Genomic DNA, 20,557 nt, shown 5'->3' on the forward strand with positions numbered 1-20,557 from the left:
TGCGTTACGGCGTGAGTGCCTGTACCAGTCGATCTTCGAGTCGCGTCGTCACTCGGCTGTATACGGAACCGTCGTCCAGTGCCCGGGACATCACGATCGCCCCTTGGATCCCGGCCACGGCTTCTTCGGCGAGTCCGACGGAATCTTCGGCACCGACGAGTGCCGCCTCGAGAGCCGCTGTCCATTCGTCGAAGTATGTTCGGACCCTGGCGCCGAAGCGGTTTCGCTCTTCACCGAGTGCAAATGCGCCGAACAGGCAAATGCGTTGCCCTGACCGAAAGTAGTCGCCCGCGGTAGCGAACATGCTCTGGATGCGCTGCCTCGGTGGAACCGATTCTGCTCGAAGAGGTTCGAAGACTTCGGCGCGAAACCATCTGTCGACCTCGTCGAGCACCGCCTCGGCCATCTCTTCCTTCCCGCGCGGAAAGAAGTTGTAGAGACTGCCTTTGCCCAAACCGGTGTGTTCGGTGATCACGGCCAGGCTTGCTCCGTCGAACCCGTAGGTTCGAAACACGTTCGCGAGAGCGGGAATCGTGTCCGAGCGTTCAGCTACCTGTCTGGCCATGGATTCATCCTTTCATCACAGACCCAACTCGCTCAGGCCCGGATGATCGTGCGGGCGTGGTCCGGTCGGATCCCAGAAGAACTTTCGCTCGGACTCCTCGATGGGAACGTCGTTGATGCTGGCATGACGGTGGTGCATGAGTCCGTCGGCGTCGAATTCCCAGTTCTCGTTGCCGTAGGAGCGGAACCACTGCCCGTCGTGATCGTGCCACTCGTACGCGAATCGCACTGCGATGCGGTCGTCGCTGTGTGCCCACAACTCTTTGATCAACCGGTAGTCCAGTTCGCGGGTCCACTTCTCGGTCAGAAGTTCGACGATCTCGGATCGGCCGGTGACGAACGTCGACCGATTACGCCACCAACTGTCCGGCGTGTAGGCCAGCGACACCTTGTGTGGATCGCGTGAGTTCCATCCGTCCTCGGCGAGGCGGACCTTCTGGACGGCAGCTTCGTGAGTGAAGGGCGGAATCGGTGCTCGGACGGTCATTGCGGGGCCTCTCGATCAGATTTGTACCTATCGGTACAAACTTTACCGGTAGGTACAACAAGAGTCCAGTGAACGACTTCGGCCGCCCCCACCGAAGCGGGAGCGGCCGAAAGAGTCGAACAGGAAGAAACTAGCGCGCGCGACGAGCGAGACGCTCGGAATCCGAGATCAGGACGCTCTTGCCTTCGAGGCGAAGCCATCCGCGGTGTGCGAAATCAGCGAGCGCCTTGTTGACGGTCTCGCGGGAAGCGCCGACGAGCTGGGCGATCTCTTCCTGCGTGAGGTCGTGAGTGACGCGCAGGGCGCCACCTTCCTGAGTGCCGAAGCGCTGCGCGAGCTGCAGGAGCGCCTTGGCGACACGGCCGGGAACGTCCGTGAAGATCAGGTCGGCCAGGGTGTTGTTGGTACGACGCAGACGGCGGGCGAGAACGCGCAGAAGCTGCTCGGCGATCTCGGGGCGCTGCTGGATCCATGCCTTGAGAGCGTCGCGGTCCATGCTCACGGCGCGAACCTCGGTGACGGTCGTAGCCGTCGAGGTGCGGGGGCCGGGGTCGAAGATGGACAGTTCGCCGAACATGTCGGACGGGCCCATGATCGTCAGCAGGTTCTCGCGACCGTCGGGTGAGCGTCGACCGATCTTCACCTTGCCGGACACGATGATGTACAGGCGGTCACCGGGTTCACCTTCGTTGAAGATGACATGTCCACGGGGGAAGTCGACGGGCTGCAGCTGCTTTGTCAGCGCCGCTACCGCTGAGGGCTCGACTCCTTGGAAGATGCCGGCTCTTGCCAGGACGTCGTCCACGTGCGCTCCTTGTTGGGATTTGTTCGTTTGTGGTGTCATTTTTGCGCTATCTATCTTTGTACCCGCGCTGCGCACAAACCGTCGTACACAGGCTCAGCCCTCATGAGTGAGACACTGTGTCCAATGCAATCTGTGTTCAATGCAACAGGTACGGCATCGAAGTCTACGTCCCGTTAGCTCGCGACGAGTGATTGATGCCACGTAAGAGCCGAAAATTCTTCCGGAATCCGCTGCGGTGACTACTTTGTATGGCCGTCAACTTGCCCGTTGTGTCCGGATTTCGCCCAGGCTGGCGCTCTCGGGAGCCTCCGACTGACGGCCCTTACGCTTCCGGTGGAAGCGGGCGAACGCATGGGGAAACCCATCGCTTGCCAGGCGGGCGACGTCGTCGTGACTTGCCTGGTCGAGGAAGTCTTCTACTTCATGCTCTTGGACCGAGAGCCGACGCAATCGCCCTTCGACTCGTTCCATCGCCAGGGCAAAGAGCATAAGCAGTAGCGGAAAGAGAATTACTGCGAGTCCTTGCATAGGGGGAAGTAAACACGTCGAAGGTCTCAGAATCGACACGACGGAGTCTCCACTCATGTCGTATCCGTACAGTTGTCTGAGTGCAGACCACCCCGACAGGCAGTTCAGAGCAGCGGAAGAAACCGCGTTCGGGGGGTGCGCGGAAGGAAGAATCACACCTCGGATTGGTACGCCGGGCGCGTCGGATGAATCGTGAGCTCGCTGTGGCTTTCCCACACGTGTACTGCGAACTCGACTTCACGACTCCGTTGGAACTGGCAGTGGCGACAATCCTGTCGGCGCAATGCACCGACGTCCGCGTCAACATGGTCACGCCGGCACTCTTCGCCCGTTATCCCGACGCAAAGGCATACGCGGAAGCCGATCGGACCGAACTCGAGGAGTACATCCGCTCCACCGGCTTCTACCGGAACAAGACGACGTCGCTGATCGGACTCGGTCAGGCGCTACTCGAACGCCACGACGGGCAGGTCCCGAACAAGCTCGAAGATCTGGTGAAACTCCCAGGCATCGGACGTAAGACCGCGAACGTCGTGCTGGGCAATGCCTTCGACATTCCGGGAATCACCGTCGACACCCACTTCGGTCGGCTCGTGCGTCGGTGGAAGTGGACCGAGGAAGAAGATGCCGTCAAAGTGGAACACGCCGTCGGGGCACTGATCGAACGTAAGGAATGGACTCTGCTCTCGCATCGCGTGATCTTTCACGGCCGACGGGTCTGCCACGCGCGCAAGCCCGCGTGCGGTGTGTGTGTTCTGGCCAAGGACTGCCCGTCGTACGGTCTCGGCCCGACCGACAAAACCGAGGCCGCGGCCCTGGTGAAAGGCCCCGAGACCGATCATCTGCTCGCCCTGGCAGGGTTGTGATCGCCGATGACAAGTGCCGGAAGATGGTCTCTCGCTGCGCTCGTGGTCGTCGCGGCTCTCGTCGTGGCGATCTGGCCGCGCGGGGGAGACGACACGACGCCCACCTCGACGGGCCCGTCCTCGTCCGCGTATCAGCCGCCGACGTTCACTCCGTCGTCGGAATCGCTCGATCAACTCCGTAGCCAGGCGGCTCTGGCCTCCTGCCCGACTCCGACCGGCGAAGCGCCTGCCGGCTCGGCTCTCGCCGGAATCACCCTCGACTGCGTCTCCGACGGAGCGCCCGTCGACCTTGCCGCAGCGGTGGGCGGAAAGCCGACTCTGCTCAATCTGTGGGCGTACTGGTGCGCGCCATGCGCCGAAGAGCTTCCGTACCTTCAGGAATTCGCGGAGCGCGCCGACGGCAGCATCAACGTGTTGACCGTGCATTCGGATCCGAATCAGGAGAACGCTTTGACGCGACTCATCGACTACTCGGTGCGTTTGCCCGGCGTCCAGGACGGTGACGGCAAGGTACGGATCGCAGTGGGCGCACCGCCGGTGCTGCCGGTGTCGGTGCTCGTGCGCGCGGATGGAACAGTCGCCAAGGTCTTGCCCCAACCCTTCCGCAGTGCGGACGAGATCGCCGCCGCTGCGGCGCAATATCTGGGAGTCGTCGTATGAGTACACCGGTTCCCGAGTGGTTGCGCGCTGTCGCCAGCACCCAGCCCACCGATCCCCATCGGATCAACCCAGTCCTCGAGCGTCGCGCGCCGCGCGGCACCGTGACGCGTCCGGCCGCGGTGCTCGTGCTCTTCGGCGGACCGCGTGAGGCAGACCCTCTCGCCGTCGGCGGCTTGCCGGAGGGCGCAGACGTCCTGCTGACCCAACGGGCGTCGACGATGCGTCAGCACAGCGGACAGGTCGCATTCCCCGGCGGTGCCGCCGATCCGGGCGACGACGGCCCCATCGGCACCGCGCTGCGTGAAGCGCAGGAGGAGACCGGGCTCGATCCGAGCGGAGTTCAGCCGCTCACCGTGCTGCCGGAGATCTTCATCCCGCCGTCGGGTTTCGACGTGACGCCGGTGCTCGGCTACTGGGAGCAGCCGACGACGGTGGGCATTCAGGACGAGGGCGAGGTCGGACGGGTGGCCAGGGTGCCGCTGCGCACGTTGCTCGACCCAGACAACCGGTTTCAGGTTCGACATCCCCTCGGGTACCAGGGCCCGGCGTTCCGCGCCGACGGCATGCTGGTCTGGGGGTTCACAGCAGGAATCCTCGCGGCGCTGTTCACGGTGTCGGGCTGGGAGATTCCGTGGAACTACGAGGACGTGAGAGACCTGGACACAGCGCTGTCCGAGTTCGGTGAAGGTGTCGAGGATTCGGCGGTGCCGCGATGACAGGTTCTCGTTGGGTGGACATCGCGATCGTTCTGGTCGCCCTCATCGCGGCCACGTCCGGATGGCGTCAGGGAGCGGTGGCGTCGGCGCTGGCGTTCGTCGGCGTGATCCTCGGTGCCGTCGCCGGGATTCTGTTGGCGCCGCACCTGCTTGTGCACGTCACCGAAGGCAAGCTGCGCATCCTCGCGGGCATCTCGCTGATCGTCGTGTTGGTCATCATCGGCGAGGTCGCCGGCATGGTGCTCGGACGCGCGGCGCGCAGCGGAATGCACAGTCCGACGGCGCGATCCGTCGACAGCGTCATCGGTGCGGGTCTACAGGCGGTGGCTGTCGTGGTCGCGGCGTGGTTGCTCGCGATTCCGCTCACTTCCTCGTCGCAGCCGAATATTGCCGCCGCTGTTCGTGGTTCGGACGTTCTCGCCAGCGTGGACGAAGTGGCGCCGCAGTGGCTGCGCCGCATCCCGACCGAGTTCTCGGCGCTGCTCGACACCTCCGGCCTGCCTGACGTCATCGGCCCGTTCGGGCGCACGCCCATCACCGAGGTCGAAGCACCCGACGCGAGCGTTCTCGCCAGTCCGTTGGCGGCGCAGTTGCGTCCGAGTGTTCTCCGCATCAACGGCGTCGCACCGAGTTGCCAGCGCGCGCTCGAGGGATCCGGATTCATCGTCGCCCCCGAACGCGTCATGACCAACGCCCACGTGGTTGCCGGAACCGAGAGCATCACCGTGGACACCATGGAAGGCGCACTGCCCGCGCAGGTGGTTCTCTTCGACTCCGCCGTGGACATCGCGATTCTGGCGGTTCCCGGATTGGACGCGCCGGTGCTGCCGTTCGCTCCGGAGCAGGCTCGGACCGGTGACAACGCGTTGGTGCTCGGTTACCCCGGCGGTGGTCCGTACACGGCCAGCGCAGCCCGCGTTCGTGAGGTCCTCAACCTGAACGGGCCGGACATCTACAAGGCCGGAACCACCCAGCGTGAGGTCTACACCGTCCGCGGATCCATCCGGCAGGGCAACTCGGGTGGACCAATGGTCGACGATCAGGGGCGGGTCCTCGGCGTCGTGTTCGGCGCTGCCGTCGACGACAGTGACACCGGATTCGTCCTCACCGCGCAGGAAGTCTCGCGCCAGTTGAACGCGGCTGCCTCGGCATCGACGCCCGTACCGACGGGCGCGTGCATCCTGTAGCGGTCACTTCTCCGTAAGGAGGAAGTCCCCGAGTTCGCGATTGACGCGCTCGGGGGCTTCCTGATGCGCGTAATGACCGACTCCGGCAATGGTGCGCAGTTTCTCGCCGGGAGCCCAGTGCTTGTCGCGACGCACGGTACGGGTGAGCACGTACGGGTCGAGTTCGCCGTGAATCTGGACGATCGGAATGCGAAGAACCTGATCCATCAAACGCATGAAACGTCGACCCTCGGGGCGGAGCTGGCTGCGGAAGGCCCAACGCTGGTACTCCAACGTGGAATGCGCGACGCCCGGGATCCGGATCGCGGCCCGCATCTTGGTCATCACGTCCGCGAATTCGGGTTGCTGCGGCCAGGTGGGGCCGGACCGCGAGCGAACCAGACGCTCCACTTCGGCGCCGTTGTCGGCCGTCAACCGACGTTCCGGGCGTAGCGGTACCTGATAGGCCAGGAACGAGGGCAAAAGCGCGCGGCGCTGATAGGGGTCGCGGACGACTGCTTTCTTGAGCGCCATCGGGTGTGGAGACGAGATCAGCGCTATCGACCGCACCAGGCGTGGATGCAGGAGCGCGGTCGCCCAGCACACCAACCCGCCGTCGGCATGACCGATCAGCGTGGCCTTGCCGTAACCCATCGCACGAATGAGGCCGGCTACGTCACCGGCGAGCGTCCAACCGTCGTAGCCACGAGGGGGCTTGTCGGAATCGCCGTACCCACGAAGATCCATGGCGACGACGCGGAATCCCTGCTCCGACAGTGCCGTCAACTGATGGCGCCAGGACCACCAGAAATCGGCGAATCCGTGCAACAGGACCACCAACGGAGCATCCGGCTCCGCGTCGCCTACCTCGACGACGTGAAACCGGATGCCGTTGGCGTGAATGTCCCGGTGAATCCAGGGGCCGTCGAACCTGACGGTGGATGGATCTGGGGCTGCCACTTTCGATCAGACTCGCTACCGGCGCGCGTTGAAATCGACAGACGGCTTTGCGTCGTCATGGCTGCCGGGGATGACGTTCTTGGCCTGCTTGAGCGATTCGATCGTCTTCTCCGGAGCCCTCAACTTGCGCACGCGCAGATAACCGAGCAGCGCCAGAATCGCGGTGGTCACCACCATGATCAGGAAGACGATGAGGAACGCCAGCCAGCGCGGCACCCAGGTGTCGAGCATCTCGGCCAGGAAGAAAAAGAAGAAGAACGAGCTGAACAGCAGAACCGTGAAGGCCAGGATGAAGAAGACGCTGCCCTGCAGACCCTTCTTGACCTCGCCCGTCACCTCGGCCTTGGCAAGTTCGACCTCGGCGCGCACGAGGGTGGAGACCTGTGCGGTCGCGTCCTTGACGAGGGCCCCGATGGTGGCCTCGCCCGGCGTGCGGGCGTCCACATCGGTGAGAGGGATGGAAGAGACCGTGTTCGGTACTCCATCTCCGGTGAAGCGCTGGCTCTCTCCGTTGGTCAAGCTCACTTGTCGACCTCTCCAGGTAGTTCTCTCGCGTCCGTGGCAATGGCGGTGGAAGCGTCGTCTCGAGCCGCATGAACTCGTCCACGTCGCCACAGCAGCGCTGATCCGATCAGCGATGCCACCAACGATGTCACGAGAACTGCGGCCTTCGCTATCTCGGCCTCGCTGCCATCGCCGACCCCGTCCAATGCGAGGTCTGCTACAAGCAGGCTAACGGTGAACCCGATGCCACCGAGAACTGAGAGGGCAAACATGTCTCTCAATTCCAGTGTCTTGGGTTTGGTTGCTATCCCCAATTTGATCGCGAGCAGGGAAATTCCGAAGATTCCGACGGTTTTGCCGACCAGAAGACCGACGACGACCGATTGCCCTACTGGGTCGGTGAAAATGTCGCCGAGTACCGCCGCGTTGATCGGAACACCGGAGGCGAACAGTGCGAAGACGGGGACACAGAAGCCTGCGGAGTAAGGCTGAATGCGGTGCTCGAGACGGCTACCGGGCGCGTACTCCTCGTCCGGATCGCGCCTCACCCGGGTGAGTAAGCCGAGCGCGACGCCCGCGAGTGTGGCGTGTATCCCCGCTTCGTGCATCGCGTACCAGGTCAGTAGTGCCAGCGGGACGTAGAGGAACGGCGTCGTGATGCGTTTGTGTTGGGCGTAGGCGTAGGCAGCCAGGGCTGCGGCCGCGGTCAGCAGCCACAACATCGCGAGGGAACCGGTGAACAGTACGGCGATGAGGATGATCGCGAGCAGATCGTCGACGACGGCCAGGCTGAGCAGGAAAACTCGGGCGCTCGCCGGGATCTTCGAGCCGGTCAGCGCGAGCACGCCGAGGGCAAAAGCGATGTCCGTCGCGACGGGAATGGCCCAGCCCTTGTCCATGCCGGGCGTGCCGAAACCGATGGACGCCGCGATGATCGCGGGAACCAGGACGCCGCCGCACGCCGCGATGATCGGGAGCATCGCGGCTTTGCGGTCCGCGAGTTCGCCGACCACCAGTTCACGTTTGAGTTCGAGGCCGGCGACGAAGAAGAAGACGGCAAGCAGTCCGTCCTGCGCCCACGTGCCCAAGCTGAGGTCGAGATGGAGTGCGGACGGACCGATCTGGAAGTCACGTAGTGCGATGTAACTCTCACCGAAAGGAGAGTTCACCCAGATCAGAGCGAGGGCGGCAGCGATCAGGAGGATCGATCCGCCCACCGTTTCGGTGCGGAGGTAGCGGGACAGTTCGGAACGCAGGGTGGAGATCACGCGTGGGGACGACCTTTGTTCGTGCAACCGAATTCGGATGCAACAGACATGAACGTGATCGACGTTGTGACGCATCGAATGCACGTGCCGACCAGACTTCCCGGCTCACCTTTACGGAATTTTATCGCGGATTGCCCGCTGAGCCGAATTCGCGAACCGAATTTGCGTCGGAAAACCCCGCGGGTGTTCAATTCCTACTGATTGGGACACTATCCCACCAATTGGACATCTTTCGTATAACGGCGCAGGAGCATGTTTTGAGCACGTCAGTCAGTGAGAATCCACCCAAGCCGGAGGGCGGCGACGCAGATACCGTCGCCGGAGTGCCGCGCAGCCGAATCGTGGTTGCCAGCATGGTGGGTACGTCCATCGAGTTCTACGACTTCTACATCTATGCAACAGCGGCAGTATCGGTGTTCCCGCACCTGTTCTTCCCGAAGGGCAACGACACCACCGCGCTTCTCGCGTCGTTGGCGACGTTCGGACTCGCGTTTGTCGCCCGTCCCCTCGGCTCGATTCTCTTCGGGCACTTCGGTGACCGCGTCGGACGCAAGGCAACTCTGGTCGGCTCGCTGCTGACGATGGGTATCGCGACCTTCCTCATCGGACTGCTGCCCACCTATCACCAGATCGGTCTACTGGCCCCGGCGCTGTTGGCGCTCATGCGTTTCTGCCAGGGCCTCGGACTCGGCGGCGAATGGTCGGGTGCGGCGCTGCTCGCGACCGAGACAGCCAAGGAAGGCAAGCGGGCCTGGGCGGCGATGTGGCCGCAACTCGGTGCGCCCATCGGCTTCTTCATGGCCAACGGACTGTTCCTGATCATCACGTTGTTCATGAACCACGACAATTCCAGCCCGGACCTCGAGGGTGCCTTCCTGAGTTGGGGATGGCGAATTCCGTTCCTGCTCAGCGCAATCATGGTGATGATCGGCCTGTACGTCCGGCTCAAGCTCGAGGAAACCCCGGTGTTCGCGCGTGCAGTCGAGCGCGGCGAGAAGGTCAAGACCCCGGTGGCCGAGGTGTTCAAGACCAGTTGGCGTCAGCTGATCATCGGTACGTTCGTGATGCTCGCGACGTACACGCTCTTCTACATCATGACCACCTGGGTTCTCAGCCACGGAACCGGCAAGACGGCGGCCGACGGCGGAACCGGTGCGGGCTTCAAGTACACCGATTTCCTTGTCCTGCAGTTGATCGCAGTCGTGTTCTTCGCTGCCGCCGTGCCGGTCTCGGGTTGGCTCGCCGACCGTTACGGGCGTCGTATCACCTTGCTGATCATCACCGGTCTGATCATGGTGTTCGGCTTGACCTTCGGTGTCTTCCTCGAACCGGACGGAATGAACGACGGTCGCATGTTGGCGTTCCTCATCGTGGGCATGCTGCTCATGGGCCTGACCTTCGGCCCGATGAGTGCCGTTCTCCCGGAACTCTTCCCGACCAACGTCCGCTACACGGGCTCGGGAATCGCGTACAACACGGCCAGTATTCTGGGCGCAGCGGTGGCGCCGTTCATCGCCGTCTACCTCGCGAAGAACTACGGCGTCGGTTGGGTCGGCATCTATCTTCTCGTAGCGGCGACGCTGACTTTTGTCGCGCTGCTGGTCATGCGTGAGACGAAGGGTGAGTCGCTCGACGAGGTAGGGGCATAACCCTGCTGTGCGCCTTTATTAACCCCCGGCGGTTAATAAAGGCGCACAGCAGTTGTCAGGGAAGCTGAGCAGGCAGGACGTGCTCACCGGTCTTGTCGGTGCTCAAGGCCAGGGAGCTGATGTACTGCTTCTCGCCGTTCGGGCCGGGCACGTTCGACGCGAGCATGTCGGGACGCTCGAATTCGATTCCGCTGACGCAGCACAGAAGCGTTTCACCGGAGGGGTTCCCGTACTCGTCGAACATCGGCAGATCGATGCCGTCGTCGGTGCGTCGTAGGTAGTACTTTCCCTTGGTGGCGACGGCCAGGACCGGCGGCATCACCAGTGCGATGACGATCGCGACGATCGGGGAGAACGGTTTGATCGTCGAACCGAAAGCGCCGAAGAACACCAGGATCGACACTCCCGCGGCCAGCAGCATCGACACGAAGCCGACGGGGTTGACGTCGTAGAGCATCCCGCGTCGGAACTCGGGGACTTTCGGGGAGAGCTTCAACCAGTACTTGTTGATCGCGATGTCCGAGGCGACGACCACGACCCAGGCGATACCGCAGTTGGCGTAGAAGCCCAGGATCGTGTTGAGGAAGTCGAACATGTTGGCTTCCATCAAGATCAGTGCGATCGCCAGGTTGACCAGAACGAAGACCATGCGTCCGGGGTAGGTCTTGGTGACGCGGGTGTACGAGTTGGTCCAGGCCAGTGAGCCGGAGTACGCGTTGGTGACGTTGATCTTGATCTGGCTGATGACCACGAGGATCACGGCCAGCGTCATGGCCAGCCAGTGCGGCATCATGTCCTGGTAGATCTCGAGGAACTGGTGCACGGGTTGGTTGGCGATCGAAGATCCGTCGACGACGTTCGCGATGATGTACACGGCGAGGAACAGTCCGACGATCTGCTTGAACGCACCGAAGATGACCCAGCCGGGGCCGGCGAGAATTACTGCAGCCCACCAACGACGGGTGTTCTCCGGCGTCTTGGGCGGCATGAAGCGCAAGTAGTCGATCTGCTCGGCGATCTGCGCGATCAGCGACAGGCAGACACCCGCGGCCAACATCACCGAACCGAAGTTGACGCCCTTGCCGTTTGCGCCGTCCTCGCCGCCGAAGGCGAAGAACGCGCTCACCGAATCAGGGTGCTTGAACAGCAGATACAGGAACGGCAGCACCATCATGACGAGCCACAAGGGCGTCGTCCACACCTGGAGCTTTGCCAGGGCCTTCATGCCGTAAATGACCAGTGGGATGACCATCAGTGTCGAAACCGCGTACCCGATCGAGAGTGGGATTCCGAGCCCCAGTTTCAAACCCTGGGCCATGATGGAACCTTCGAGCGCGAAGAAGATGAAGGTGAACGTCGCGAAGATGACGTTGGTGACCACCGAGCCGTAGTAGCCGAAACCGCTTCCGCGAGTGATCAAATCGAGGTCGATATTGTATCGCGCGGCATAGTAGGCGAGTGGGAAGCCGGTCGCCATGATGACGACGGCAAACACGGCGATGCCCAGAAGTGCGTTACCGGTGCCGTACGAGATGCCGATGTTGGCGCCGATCGAGAAGTCTGCGAGATACGCGATTCCGCCGAGCGCGGAGGTCGCGACGACGCCGGTTCCCCATTTGCGGTAGCTGCGTGGCGCAAATCGGAGGGTGTAGTCCTCCAGCGTCTCCTTCAGTGCGGCGTTCTCACCGAGATCTGCCCTGTCCGGTGCGCCGGCGGACACCTGCTCGTTCACTGCTGTCATGACGTCACTTCCCCTGGGTGCCTGTGCATGTGCACTTTGTGGTGCAGGCACCCAACCTAGGGAGGTGGCGTTACGCGGACATGTTTGAAATGTGTCGCCCACGTTGCGGATTCGATCCGCAACGTGAGCGAGCACTCATGGGACTTTCTTTACCTGTATCTGATCACCAACTGCCCGCGCCTGCAAGGCGAGTGGTTGCGTCCCGACCGGCCGAAGGTCGAGAACGGCGGCGGCCACCGGGTCGGCCAAGACGTTCCGGATGGTCCGGCGCAGGCCACGTGCTCCGTACACCGGGTCGGACCCGCGCCGTTGCAACAGGGCGACGGCGCTGTCCTCCACCTCGACGTCGATGCCTCTCCTGGCCAACCGAGTCGTGATCAGTTCGATCTCGAGACGGGTCACTTGTTCCGCGGTCTGTTCGTCGAACTCGTCGAGGATCACGGTTTCGTCGATGCGGTTGAAGAATTCGGGGTCGAAGAACTTCTCCAACGCGCGTTGCACCAGATGATGACCATGGCGCGGTCGATCGATCCGGACGCGATCGGCGAGCTGCCGCAGGTGAGATCGCCGACGTTCTGCCACCGCAGCAGAGCCGAGATTCGAGGTCAGGAACACGTAGCTGTTGCGGAACGAGATCTTCTGCTGACCGTTCGCCAACCGGAGTTCGCCGTTGTCGAGGACCTGCAGGAGCGCACGCAGCACGGTGGGGTCGGCCTTCTCCACTTCGTCGAACAGGACGATTCCGGGGGTGTACGGATCGCCCTCGACGGTGTTCTTGTCGAACAGCGTGAAGGACTCCTTGCTACCGGCATATCCAGGTGGAGCCCCGGAGAACGACGCCGCATAATGCTCTTGCGCAAGAGCATTCATGTCGATGCGGCACAGATCATCGGGTCCTGACCGTAGTTCTGCGGCCACGCGCCGCACCAATTCCGTCTTGCCGACGCCGGTCGGGCCAACGAGAAGGATGTTTGCGAGCGGACGCGTCGGATCCGTGGCACCGACATGCGCGATCGAAATCGCACGAACCACTGCGTCGACGGCGGCCTGTTGTCCGACGATCTTGGAACTCAGGGCTTTCGAGAGCTTGCGAGCGTCGAAGGCCCCGACCGGTACGGGTTCGGTTCGTTCCTCGGCCGGTGGTGCTGCACTGTTCCGGTCATGGAGCATGTCGGTGATGTAAGGCACAGTGAGATCCTTACGCTTCGATTGTCTTCTCGACCGGCAGGTTTCCGACGCGACAATCCGCTACACCCACTGTGTCTCGGGTGATGGCCTCGACGCGTTCCTGAGCCTTCTGGGCGTCGGTGACCCACAGCTTGTAGAACTCGAACGGGCAGTCCGCGACGCCCTTGTCTCCGTCACCTGCTGCGTGGACACCGGAGTAGCCGCGATGGAGGAGTTTGAAGATGTGGTTCTGGGACTGATCGTTCTCGCGTGCGTCGCGAATGGCTGAGACGGAAAGCTGCGCGTACTGGATTCCGTATTCTTCTTCGCCGGTTTCACCCAGCGTCCGGCCGTCGAATCCGATGATCGCGGAGTGTCCGAAGTAGGAGTAGACGCCGTCGAATCCGGCCGCATTGGCAACTGCCACATAACAATTGTTGGCCCAGGCCATTGCCTTGGACATCATCACCTGCTGGTCCTTGGCGGGGTACATGTATCCCTGGCAACGGACGATCAGTTCTGCACCCTTCATCGCGCAGTCGCGCCAGATCTCCGGGTAGTTGCCGTCGTCGCAGATGATGAGCGAGATCTTCAGCCCCTTCGGGCCTTCGGTGACATACGTCGTGTCTCCCGGGTACCACCCTTCGATGGGGCACCAGGGCAGGATCTTTCGGTACCTCTGAACGATCTCGCCCTTGTTGTCGATGAGGATCAACGTGTTGTACGGGGGCTTGTTCGGGTGGTCTTCGTGCTGTTCGCCGGTGATGGAGAAGATTCCCCACGTGTCGGCTTCGCGGCACGCTGCGGAGAAGATCGCGGTCTCGTCGCCCGGGATGGTGGCTGCTGTCGCGTACATCTCCTCCTCGTTGTACATGATTCCCTGCGTGGAGTATTCGGGGAAGACCACCAGATCCATTCCGGGGAGGCCGGTCTTCATGCCGATCATCATGTCGGCGATCTTGCGCGCGTTCTCGAGGACACCGGCGCGATCGTGCAGGCGGGGCATCTTGTAGTTGACCACTGCTACGCCGACCGTGTCGTTGCTCGAGGAGATGTCACCGTGTCGCATTGTCTTTCACTCCTTGGTTGTGTCGATCAGTTGAAGACTGGACGGGATTGGGGTACTGCGGTTTTGGGTGCAGCGAGGATCTTGGCCAGGCCCAGGAGAACCAGAAGTGCTCCGGCCCAACCGGCCGCGACGGCGGGTGTGGTGTGGAAGTTGTCGGTCAGGATCAGAAATGCGGGGACCGTGCACGTGGGCTGGCTCAGGAGGACCGCTGCCCAGCCGGTGAAGCGACTGAGATTCTCGCGGCCGAGCCCGAGTACCAGGAAGAACAGCGTCCACAGTGCTGCCCATGCGAGCCAGATGACCCCGAAGACGGGGTCGTTGCTCACTGTGAAAGAGAGGAAGGAGTACACGAGCGCGGCGCACGCGACGAACAGTGAGAACCACCCGATTCCTTCCGGTTCGAAGCCGGCGAGATTGCTGATGCCCACGTAGAGATAGGTGAATCCGAACAGATAGAGCCCTGAGGCCGCCAGGACAGCGCTCGAATCTCCCTGAGCCTGAATCAACATGACGGTGGGGACGACGCATTGAAGTGCGCCGACGAAGAGGTTGAGGACCGAGGCGGATCGAACGGGAACTGTGCCGAGCAGCATCAGTCCGTTGACGAAGAGGACGGCTCCCACGTAAAGCAAACCAACACTGCCCATCGGGCACCTCCGGTTACTTCGGGACGGTTACTTCGGAACGGGTTACTTTCAAATGAAATGATTCCAAATGAAACTAAGTGATGCGCGCCACAGAAGTCAAGAGGGAGATCTCAGGGAAAATCTCAGAGCGTTGCGATGATCGAGAAGTCGAGTCCGTCGGCGACGGCGAGCTGAATCTTCTGCCGTGCAACACGATCACGAAACTCGACGGTTCCGCGAGGCCCGTCGTACGCGGCACCCTCGACGACGGCGTCCAGGTCACGCGGATGAGTGCTGTCGGCGCGCCGCACCAGGGCCGAAAGGGTATGTATCCCTTCGTAACACGATTCGGCGGCATTGTTCAGCGCCGGAGCGTGCGCGCCGTGCAGTGCAACGTAGCGCCCGAGAAGATCCATGGAGTTGCCGTCGACCATCGAACGGAAGTACGCGGCGGAGGCAAACAGGTTGCGGGTTGCCCTCGGCCCGCTCGCGAGCAGCATGTTCTCTTCCATCAACGGGCTGAACCGGATCATCGACTCGTCGAGGCCGCGGCGGGCGAAGGCGCGGTTGAAATCGACGGCGTCCTGGCCGACGAGGAGCATGATCACGCCGTCGCAACCGGAGTTCGAGACGGTCTCGACCAGTTGTTTCATGTTGCCGCGCCCCAGGTCGACAAACGAACCGCCGACAAGGCTGAGATCGAGTTCGGTGGCGAATTGCCTCACGGCTCCGAGAGAGCTGTGCGGCCAGATGTAGTCGTCCCCGACGACAAACCACTTACGCGCTCCGACGTTGTCGCGCAGCCACTTCAGCGCCGGCGCGATCTGCTGCCGTGGTGTTTCGCCGGAGCAGTAGATGCCGGACCTGACCTCGCCGCCCTCGTAGAGCGAGGTGTACGAGTACGGAATGCGGTCCGCGACCACGGGTGCAAGAGCGTGGCGGACAGAGGAGATGTGCCAACCGCTGACGGCGTCGATGTCGCCGGCGTCGAGTAGTTGTCCCACGCTGGCGGCGACGACGCTCGGCGAAGCGCCGCCGTCGATCACTTCGATCTGGACTTCGCGTCCCAGCACGCCACCGGAGTTGTTGAGGTCGCGGGCGGCCAACTCGCTGATTGCTTCGCAGGAGGGGCCGAACAGTCCGGCCGGCCCCTGAAGGGGAACCACCATGCCCAGGCGCCACACCGCGCTACGCGCGCGTTCGAGCGCGCCGGTAGCGCTCATGCGTCGCCGCCGGAATCGGGAGTCAGCGGCCTGGCCTGGGTTACTATCATTTCATTTGAAAGTATTGCCCGAGAAGTGTGAACTGCGCAACAGCGGGGGAGCGATCAGTGGGAAAAAGTGACTCCGGAATTCTTGATGCGTCGCTGACGACTGCGCTGGTCCGAGCAGCTCGAATGGCCGCGGCAGCGGCGGAGAAGGCGCTGGCGGCAGAGAATCTCACTCTTGATCACTGGATGACGCTCGAAGCCCTGGCGTCGACCGAGGGGCTGACGATGGCTGAGCTGCGCGATCGAACGGGAACACCGGCTCCGACGCTGACGCGAGTTGCGGACAAGTTGGTCTCGCTGGCGCTTATCTACCGCGAGGTCGGTGAGGACGACCGTCGGAAGGTACGCGTGTTTCTCTCCTCGCGCGGAAAGTCCTTGCACAAGAGGGTTGCCGCAGACATCCGCGTAGCCGAGGAGTCCTGGCTGACGTCGAAAGAGGAAGTGAAGTTGCGAGAGGGGCTTCGCCCCTGTGTGCCTTTCCGGTAGTGGGGACTACCAAAAAGGCGCACAGGGGCCGAAGGCCCTACTTGCCGCGGATGGCGTCGAATACCTTGGGGTCGACCAGGGTCGAGGTGTCTCCGAGGTCGCGGCCTTCGGCGACGTCGCGCAGGAGGCGGCGCATGATCTTGCCGGACCGGGTCTTCGGCAGTTCCGGCACGATCGTGATCTGACGCGGTTTGGCGATGGGGCTGATGTCGGTGGAGACCTGAGCCTTGAGTTCGGCGATGAGGACGTCGCCGGTGTTCTCGACGCCTTCACGGAGGATGACGAACGCGACGATGCCCTGTCCGGTGGTCTCGTCGGCGGCACCGACGACGGCGGCTTCGGCGACTCCGTGATGGTTCACCAGTGCTGATTCCACTTCGGAGGTGGAGATGCGGTGACCGGAGACGTTCATGACGTCGTCGACGCGGCCGAGGACCCAGAGTGCGCCGTCGTCGTCGTACTTGGCGCCGTCACCGGCGAAGTACCAGCCTTCTTCGGCGTAGCGGGACCAGTAGGTGTCGCGGTAGCGGTCCATGTCGCCCCAGATGCCGCGGAGCATCGCCGGCCACGGCTCGTCGAGGACGAGGTAGCCGTTGCCGCCGGGGCCGAGGGGCTTGGCGTCGTCGTCGACGATCTTGGCGGAGATGCCGGGCAGTGGTGCCATGGCGGATCCGGGTTTGGTGGCGGTGATACCGGGGAGTGGGGAGATCATGATCGCGCCGGTCTCGGTCTGCCACCAGGTGTCGACGATGGGGGCTTTGTTGCCGCCGATGACCTCTCGGAACCAGCGCCACGCTTCGGGGTTGATGGGCTCGCCCACAGATCCGAGGAGGCGGATCGAGGACAGGTCGTGGGCGTCGGGGATCTCGCGGCCCCACTTCATGAACGTCCGCACGAGGGTGGGTGCGGTGTAGTAGATGGAGACGCCGTACTTCTCGATGATGTCGAAGTGGCGGTGCTCGTTCGGGGAGTTGGGGGTGCCTTCGTAGACGACCTGGGTGACGCCGTTCGAGAGGGGTCCGTAGACGATGTAGGAGTGTCCGGTGACCCAGCCGATGTCGGCGGTGCACCAGTAGACGTCTTGTCCCGCTTTGTGATCGAAGACGTTGTGGTGGGTGTACGAGGCCTGGGTGAGGTAGCCGCCGGAGGTGTGGATGATGCCCTTGGGCTTTCCGGTGGTGCCGGAGGTGTAGAGAATGAACAGGGGATGTTCGGCGTCGAAGGCCTGCGCCTCGTGCTCGGGTGAAGCCTGTGCGACGGTTTCGTGCCACCACAGGTCGCGGCCGTCGGTCCAGTCGACGTCGATGCCGGTCCGGTTGACCACCAACACGTTCTGGACGGAGTCGGCGCCGGCGACGGATTCGTCGACCGCTGTTTTGATGGGTGCTGCTGCGCCGCGTCGCCACTGCCCGTCGACGGTGACGACGAGTTTGGCTTGGGCGTCGTCGATGCGTGAGCGTAGGGCGGTGGCGGAGAATCCGGCGAAGACGACCGAGTGGGTCAGGCCGAGGCGGGCGCAGGCGAGCATGGTGACGATCGCTTCGGGGATCATCGGCATGTAGATCGCTACGCGGTCACCGGCGACGAGGCCGAGGTCGGTGAAAGTATTTGCGGCGCGGCTGACTTCGGCGAGGAGGTCGTTGTAGGTCAGGTCGCGGGAATCGCCTGGTTCGCCTTCGAAGTGGATGGCGATGCGGTCGCCGTTGCCGGCGAGGACGTGGCGGTCGACGCAGTTGTAGGCGACGTTGAGTTTTCCGCCGACGAACCACTTGGCGACGGGGGCGTCGGTCCAGTCGAGGACGTCGGTCCATTTCTCGTGCCAGTGAAGGCGCTCAGCCTGATTCGCCCAGAAAGCGAGGCGGTCGGTATCTGCGGCAGCCTGCAACTCCGGTCCCGCGTTGGCGGCCGCAGCGAACTCTGCGCTCGGCGGATATGCCTGGGGGACGTCTGTTTCGGCTGCGCTTGTCATGGCTGACGGCCTTCTTTCCACTTTGATCGACACTTTTCTGACTCCGTGTGAGGGTAGTCACAAGCTCGCGTAAACGCACCGTTGCATCACGTTGCAACCCGTTGTCCTGCGATGATCGGTCGAATTGATGCGACGGGTGGTCGCTTCCGCCGACGAGTGAATGGGCGCGGACAGATTTCCCTCGGAATTGCGGACAATGGGTGCGATGCGCGCCCCGCGTCGGATGTGTCTATTGTCAAACCATTATTCGACCACAACTCGAAGTCACGTTCACTTTCAGTTGTAGGCGACACGACGCCGGCAGTTACGGCTGTCGGCAGGCCGCGAGCATGCTCGGGGTCACTTAGATGTGGAAGGAATTCCTTTGCGTATCTCACGCATAGCGACCGGCGCGGTCGCGCTCGGAATGACGGCAGTGCTGATCACGGCATGTTCGTCCGGCGATTCGTCGGGCGGATCGTCCAGCGGTGTCGTCAACGCCTGGGCGGGCGAGCCCCAGAACCCGTTGATTCCCACGAACACGAGTGAGAACCAGGGCGGCCGCGTCCTCGACTCCCTGTTCGCCGGTCTCGTTTCGTACACCGCCGACGGTGGCACGGAGAACGAGGTTGCCGAGTCCATCGAGAGCACCGACGGTCAGAACTTCACCGTCAAGCTCAAGGACGGTTGGACCTTCACGGACGGCACCCCCGTCACCGCGAAGTCGTTCGTCGACGCGTGGAACTTCGGAGCCCTCTCCACCAACGCTCAGATCCAGGCATCGTTCTTCGATCCGATCAAGGGCTACGACGAAGTGGCCGCCGAGGTTCCGACGGCTCAGACGATGTCGGGTCTGAAGGTTGTGGACGACTCCACCTTCACCATCGAACTCAAGCAGCCCGAGTCGGCGTTCCCCGATCGCCTCGGTTTCACGGCGTACTACCCGCTGCCCGAGGTCGCGTTCAAGGACATGACCGCATTCGGCGAGAACCCGGTCGGCAACGGCCCGTACAAGCTCGACGGCGCCGGCGCGTGGCAGCACAACGTCCGCATCGACACGGTCGTGAACCCGGACTACAACGGCAACCGCAAGCCGAAGAACGCCGGCGTCGACTTCATCATGTACAACAGCCTCGACACGGCGTACACGGATCTCCTCGCCAACAACGTCGACGTTCTCGACCAGGTCCCGCCGAGCGCGGTCACGACCTTCGAGTCGGATCTTGCCGGTCGCACGGTCAACCAGCCGTCGGCAACCATCGAGACGTTCACGATCCCGGGGCGCCTGGCGCACTTCAGTGGTGAAGAGGGCATGCTCCGCCGTCAGGCGATCTCGATGGCGATCAACCGCGATCAGATCACGCAGCAGATCTTCAACAAGACCAGGACGCCTGCACTCGACTTCACCAGCCCCGCAATCGAGGGTTGGAACGACTCGCTGACCGGTAACGGCAACCTGAAGTTCGACCCCGAGGCAGCCAAGGCCGCTTGGGCCAAGGCCGACGCCATCGCTCCGTGGTCCGGCAGCTTCGAGATCGGATACAACTCCGACGGCGGACACCAGGAATGGGTCGACGCCACGGCGAACAGCATCCGCAACACGCTCGGCATCGACGCAAAGGGCAAGCAGTACGCCACCTTTGCGCAGATCCGCACCGAAGCCACCGACCGCACCATCCAGAGCGCGTTCCGCTCCGGCTGGCAGGGTGACTACCCGCAGCAGTACGGCTTCCTGGCGCAGAACTACCAGACCGGCGGCAGCTCCAACGACGGTGAGTACTCCAACCCCGAGTTCGACCGCCTCCTGCGCGAATCGGCCGGCCAGACGGACAAGGCGAAGGCTCAGGAACTGCTCGATCAGGCTCAGGAAGTGCTGCTCAAGGACCTGCCTGCAATTCCGACGTGGTACCGCAACGCAGCCAGTGGATGGTCGGAGAACGTTTCCAACGTGACCATCAGCTGGAACGGCATTCCGGTCTACGAAGACATCGAAAAGAACTGACGCGTAGAACGATCCGCATCTGAAACGTGAGTTCGGGGCGGCAGGCGCCCTGCCTGCCGTCCCGAACTCGTGTTC

The 20,557-nt window shown here is 62.9% G+C and carries 20 protein-coding genes; 7 read left to right on the forward strand and 13 right to left on the reverse strand.

The window, feature by feature from the left end; translation table 11 throughout:
- Positions 1-4: 4 nt before the first annotated feature.
- From BH682_RS02600 to BH682_RS02615, 4 genes are all read right to left on the reverse strand, one after another.
- Positions 5-565, reverse strand: a complete 561-nt coding sequence (locus tag BH682_RS02600; RefSeq protein ID WP_075831967.1) for a TetR/AcrR family transcriptional regulator — start codon at positions 563-565, stop codon at positions 5-7.
- A 15-nt stretch (positions 566-580) separates the two neighbouring features.
- Entirely contained in the window at positions 581-1,051 is a 471-nt protein-coding gene (locus BH682_RS02605; RefSeq protein WP_054827457.1) for a nuclear transport factor 2 family protein, read from the reverse strand.
- A 130-nt stretch (positions 1,052-1,181) separates the two neighbouring features.
- On the reverse strand, positions 1,182-1,856 hold the full coding sequence (locus tag BH682_RS02610) for a Crp/Fnr family transcriptional regulator (RefSeq protein ID WP_003943506.1): 675 nt from the start codon (positions 1,854-1,856) through the stop codon (positions 1,182-1,184).
- A gap of 255 nt (positions 1,857-2,111) precedes the next feature.
- Complete coding sequence (locus BH682_RS02615) at positions 2,112-2,384, reverse strand: hypothetical protein (RefSeq protein ID WP_019746620.1); 273 nt, start codon at positions 2,382-2,384, stop codon at positions 2,112-2,114.
- Positions 2,385-2,464: 80 nt separating this feature from the next.
- Between BH682_RS02615 and nth the strand changes: the two genes are divergently transcribed.
- From nth to BH682_RS02635, 4 genes are read left to right on the forward strand one after another with little or no spacing between them, the layout of a single operon-like run.
- Positions 2,465-3,250 (forward strand): endonuclease III, encoded by a 786-nt coding sequence (nth, locus tag BH682_RS02620; protein ID WP_003943471.1) that lies wholly within the window; start codon positions 2,465-2,467, stop codon positions 3,248-3,250.
- A gap of 6 nt (positions 3,251-3,256) precedes the next feature.
- Positions 3,257-3,910 carry a TlpA family protein disulfide reductase gene (locus tag BH682_RS02625; RefSeq protein WP_003943500.1) on the forward strand — a complete coding sequence of 218 codons (654 nt, stop codon included), beginning with the start codon at positions 3,257-3,259 and terminating at the stop codon, positions 3,908-3,910.
- Positions 3,907-4,626: an NUDIX hydrolase gene (locus BH682_RS02630; protein ID WP_058038253.1), complete on the forward strand. Its 720-nt coding sequence runs from the start codon at positions 3,907-3,909 to the stop codon at positions 4,624-4,626. The genes BH682_RS02625 and BH682_RS02630 overlap by 4 nt, the downstream gene beginning before the upstream one ends.
- Positions 4,623-5,813: a MarP family serine protease gene (locus BH682_RS02635; protein WP_003946095.1), complete on the forward strand. Its 1,191-nt coding sequence runs from the start codon at positions 4,623-4,625 to the stop codon at positions 5,811-5,813. Before BH682_RS02630 ends, BH682_RS02635 begins: the two co-directional genes overlap by 4 nt.
- Before the next feature lie 3 nt (positions 5,814-5,816).
- Here BH682_RS02635 and BH682_RS02640 read toward each other — a convergent pair whose 3' ends face one another.
- Genes BH682_RS02640 through nhaA form a run of 3 tightly spaced genes read right to left on the reverse strand, consistent with a single transcriptional unit; the run spans position 5,817 to position 8,608 of the window.
- Positions 5,817-6,752: an alpha/beta fold hydrolase gene (locus BH682_RS02640; RefSeq protein WP_042922851.1), complete on the reverse strand. Its 936-nt coding sequence runs from the start codon at positions 6,750-6,752 to the stop codon at positions 5,817-5,819.
- 15 nt (positions 6,753-6,767) lie between these two features.
- A complete protein-coding gene (locus BH682_RS02645; RefSeq protein WP_007732413.1) occupies positions 6,768-7,277 on the reverse strand; it encodes a phage holin family protein in 510 nt (169 codons plus the stop codon).
- Positions 7,274-8,608: a Na+/H+ antiporter NhaA gene (gene nhaA, locus BH682_RS02650; RefSeq protein ID WP_007732414.1), complete on the reverse strand. Its 1,335-nt coding sequence runs from the start codon at positions 8,606-8,608 to the stop codon at positions 7,274-7,276. The genes BH682_RS02645 and nhaA overlap by 4 nt, the downstream gene beginning before the upstream one ends.
- Positions 8,609-8,781: 173 nt before the next feature.
- Here nhaA and BH682_RS02655 point away from each other — a divergent pair, with 173 nt between their 5' ends.
- Complete coding sequence (locus tag BH682_RS02655) at positions 8,782-10,173, forward strand: MFS transporter (protein WP_075835112.1); 1,392 nt, start codon at positions 8,782-8,784, stop codon at positions 10,171-10,173.
- 55 nt (positions 10,174-10,228) lie between these two features.
- On the opposite strand, the gene BH682_RS02660 is transcribed toward BH682_RS02655, so the two are convergent.
- The 5 genes from BH682_RS02660 to BH682_RS02680 all read right to left on the reverse strand — a co-directional run bounded on the left by BH682_RS02660 (position 10,229) and on the right by BH682_RS02680 (position 15,999).
- Positions 10,229-11,914, reverse strand: coding sequence for a purine-cytosine permease family protein (locus BH682_RS02660; protein ID WP_003946122.1), 1,686 nt, complete (start codon positions 11,912-11,914; stop codon positions 10,229-10,231).
- A gap of 135 nt (positions 11,915-12,049) precedes the next feature.
- Positions 12,050-13,102: an AAA family ATPase gene (locus tag BH682_RS02665; protein WP_075831969.1), complete on the reverse strand. Its 1,053-nt coding sequence runs from the start codon at positions 13,100-13,102 to the stop codon at positions 12,050-12,052.
- A 10-nt stretch (positions 13,103-13,112) separates the two neighbouring features.
- Entirely contained in the window at positions 13,113-14,150 is a 1,038-nt protein-coding gene (locus BH682_RS02670) for an aliphatic amidase (protein ID WP_003946093.1), read from the reverse strand.
- A 26-nt stretch (positions 14,151-14,176) separates the two neighbouring features.
- Positions 14,177-14,797, reverse strand: a complete 621-nt coding sequence (locus tag BH682_RS02675) for an AmiS/UreI family transporter (protein WP_003946099.1) — start codon at positions 14,795-14,797, stop codon at positions 14,177-14,179.
- A gap of 122 nt (positions 14,798-14,919) precedes the next feature.
- A complete protein-coding gene (locus BH682_RS02680; RefSeq protein WP_075831971.1) occupies positions 14,920-15,999 on the reverse strand; it encodes a substrate-binding domain-containing protein in 1,080 nt (359 codons plus the stop codon).
- Between the two features lie 107 nt (positions 16,000-16,106).
- On the opposite strand from BH682_RS02680, the gene BH682_RS02685 reads away from it, so the two are divergent.
- The gene (locus BH682_RS02685) at positions 16,107-16,532 is read left to right on the forward strand and encodes a MarR family transcriptional regulator (protein WP_042446697.1); all 426 of its coding nucleotides are present in this window, start codon (positions 16,107-16,109) and stop codon (positions 16,530-16,532) included.
- A 37-nt stretch (positions 16,533-16,569) separates the two neighbouring features.
- Here the strand turns inward: BH682_RS02685 and acs are convergent, their stop codons facing one another.
- Positions 16,570-18,501 carry an acetate--CoA ligase gene (gene acs / locus BH682_RS02690; RefSeq protein WP_075831973.1) on the reverse strand — a complete coding sequence of 644 codons (1,932 nt, stop codon included), beginning with the start codon at positions 18,499-18,501 and terminating at the stop codon, positions 16,570-16,572.
- Between the two features lie 364 nt (positions 18,502-18,865).
- Between acs and BH682_RS02695 the strand changes: the two genes are divergently transcribed.
- Complete coding sequence (locus tag BH682_RS02695) at positions 18,866-20,482, forward strand: peptide ABC transporter substrate-binding protein (protein WP_037132624.1); 1,617 nt, start codon at positions 18,866-18,868, stop codon at positions 20,480-20,482.
- Positions 20,483-20,557: the final 75 nt, after the last annotated feature.

The organism is Rhodococcus sp. YL-1 (assembly GCF_001942025.1).
Taxonomy (GTDB): domain Bacteria; phylum Actinomycetota; class Actinomycetes; order Mycobacteriales; family Mycobacteriaceae; genus Rhodococcus_F; species Rhodococcus_F qingshengii.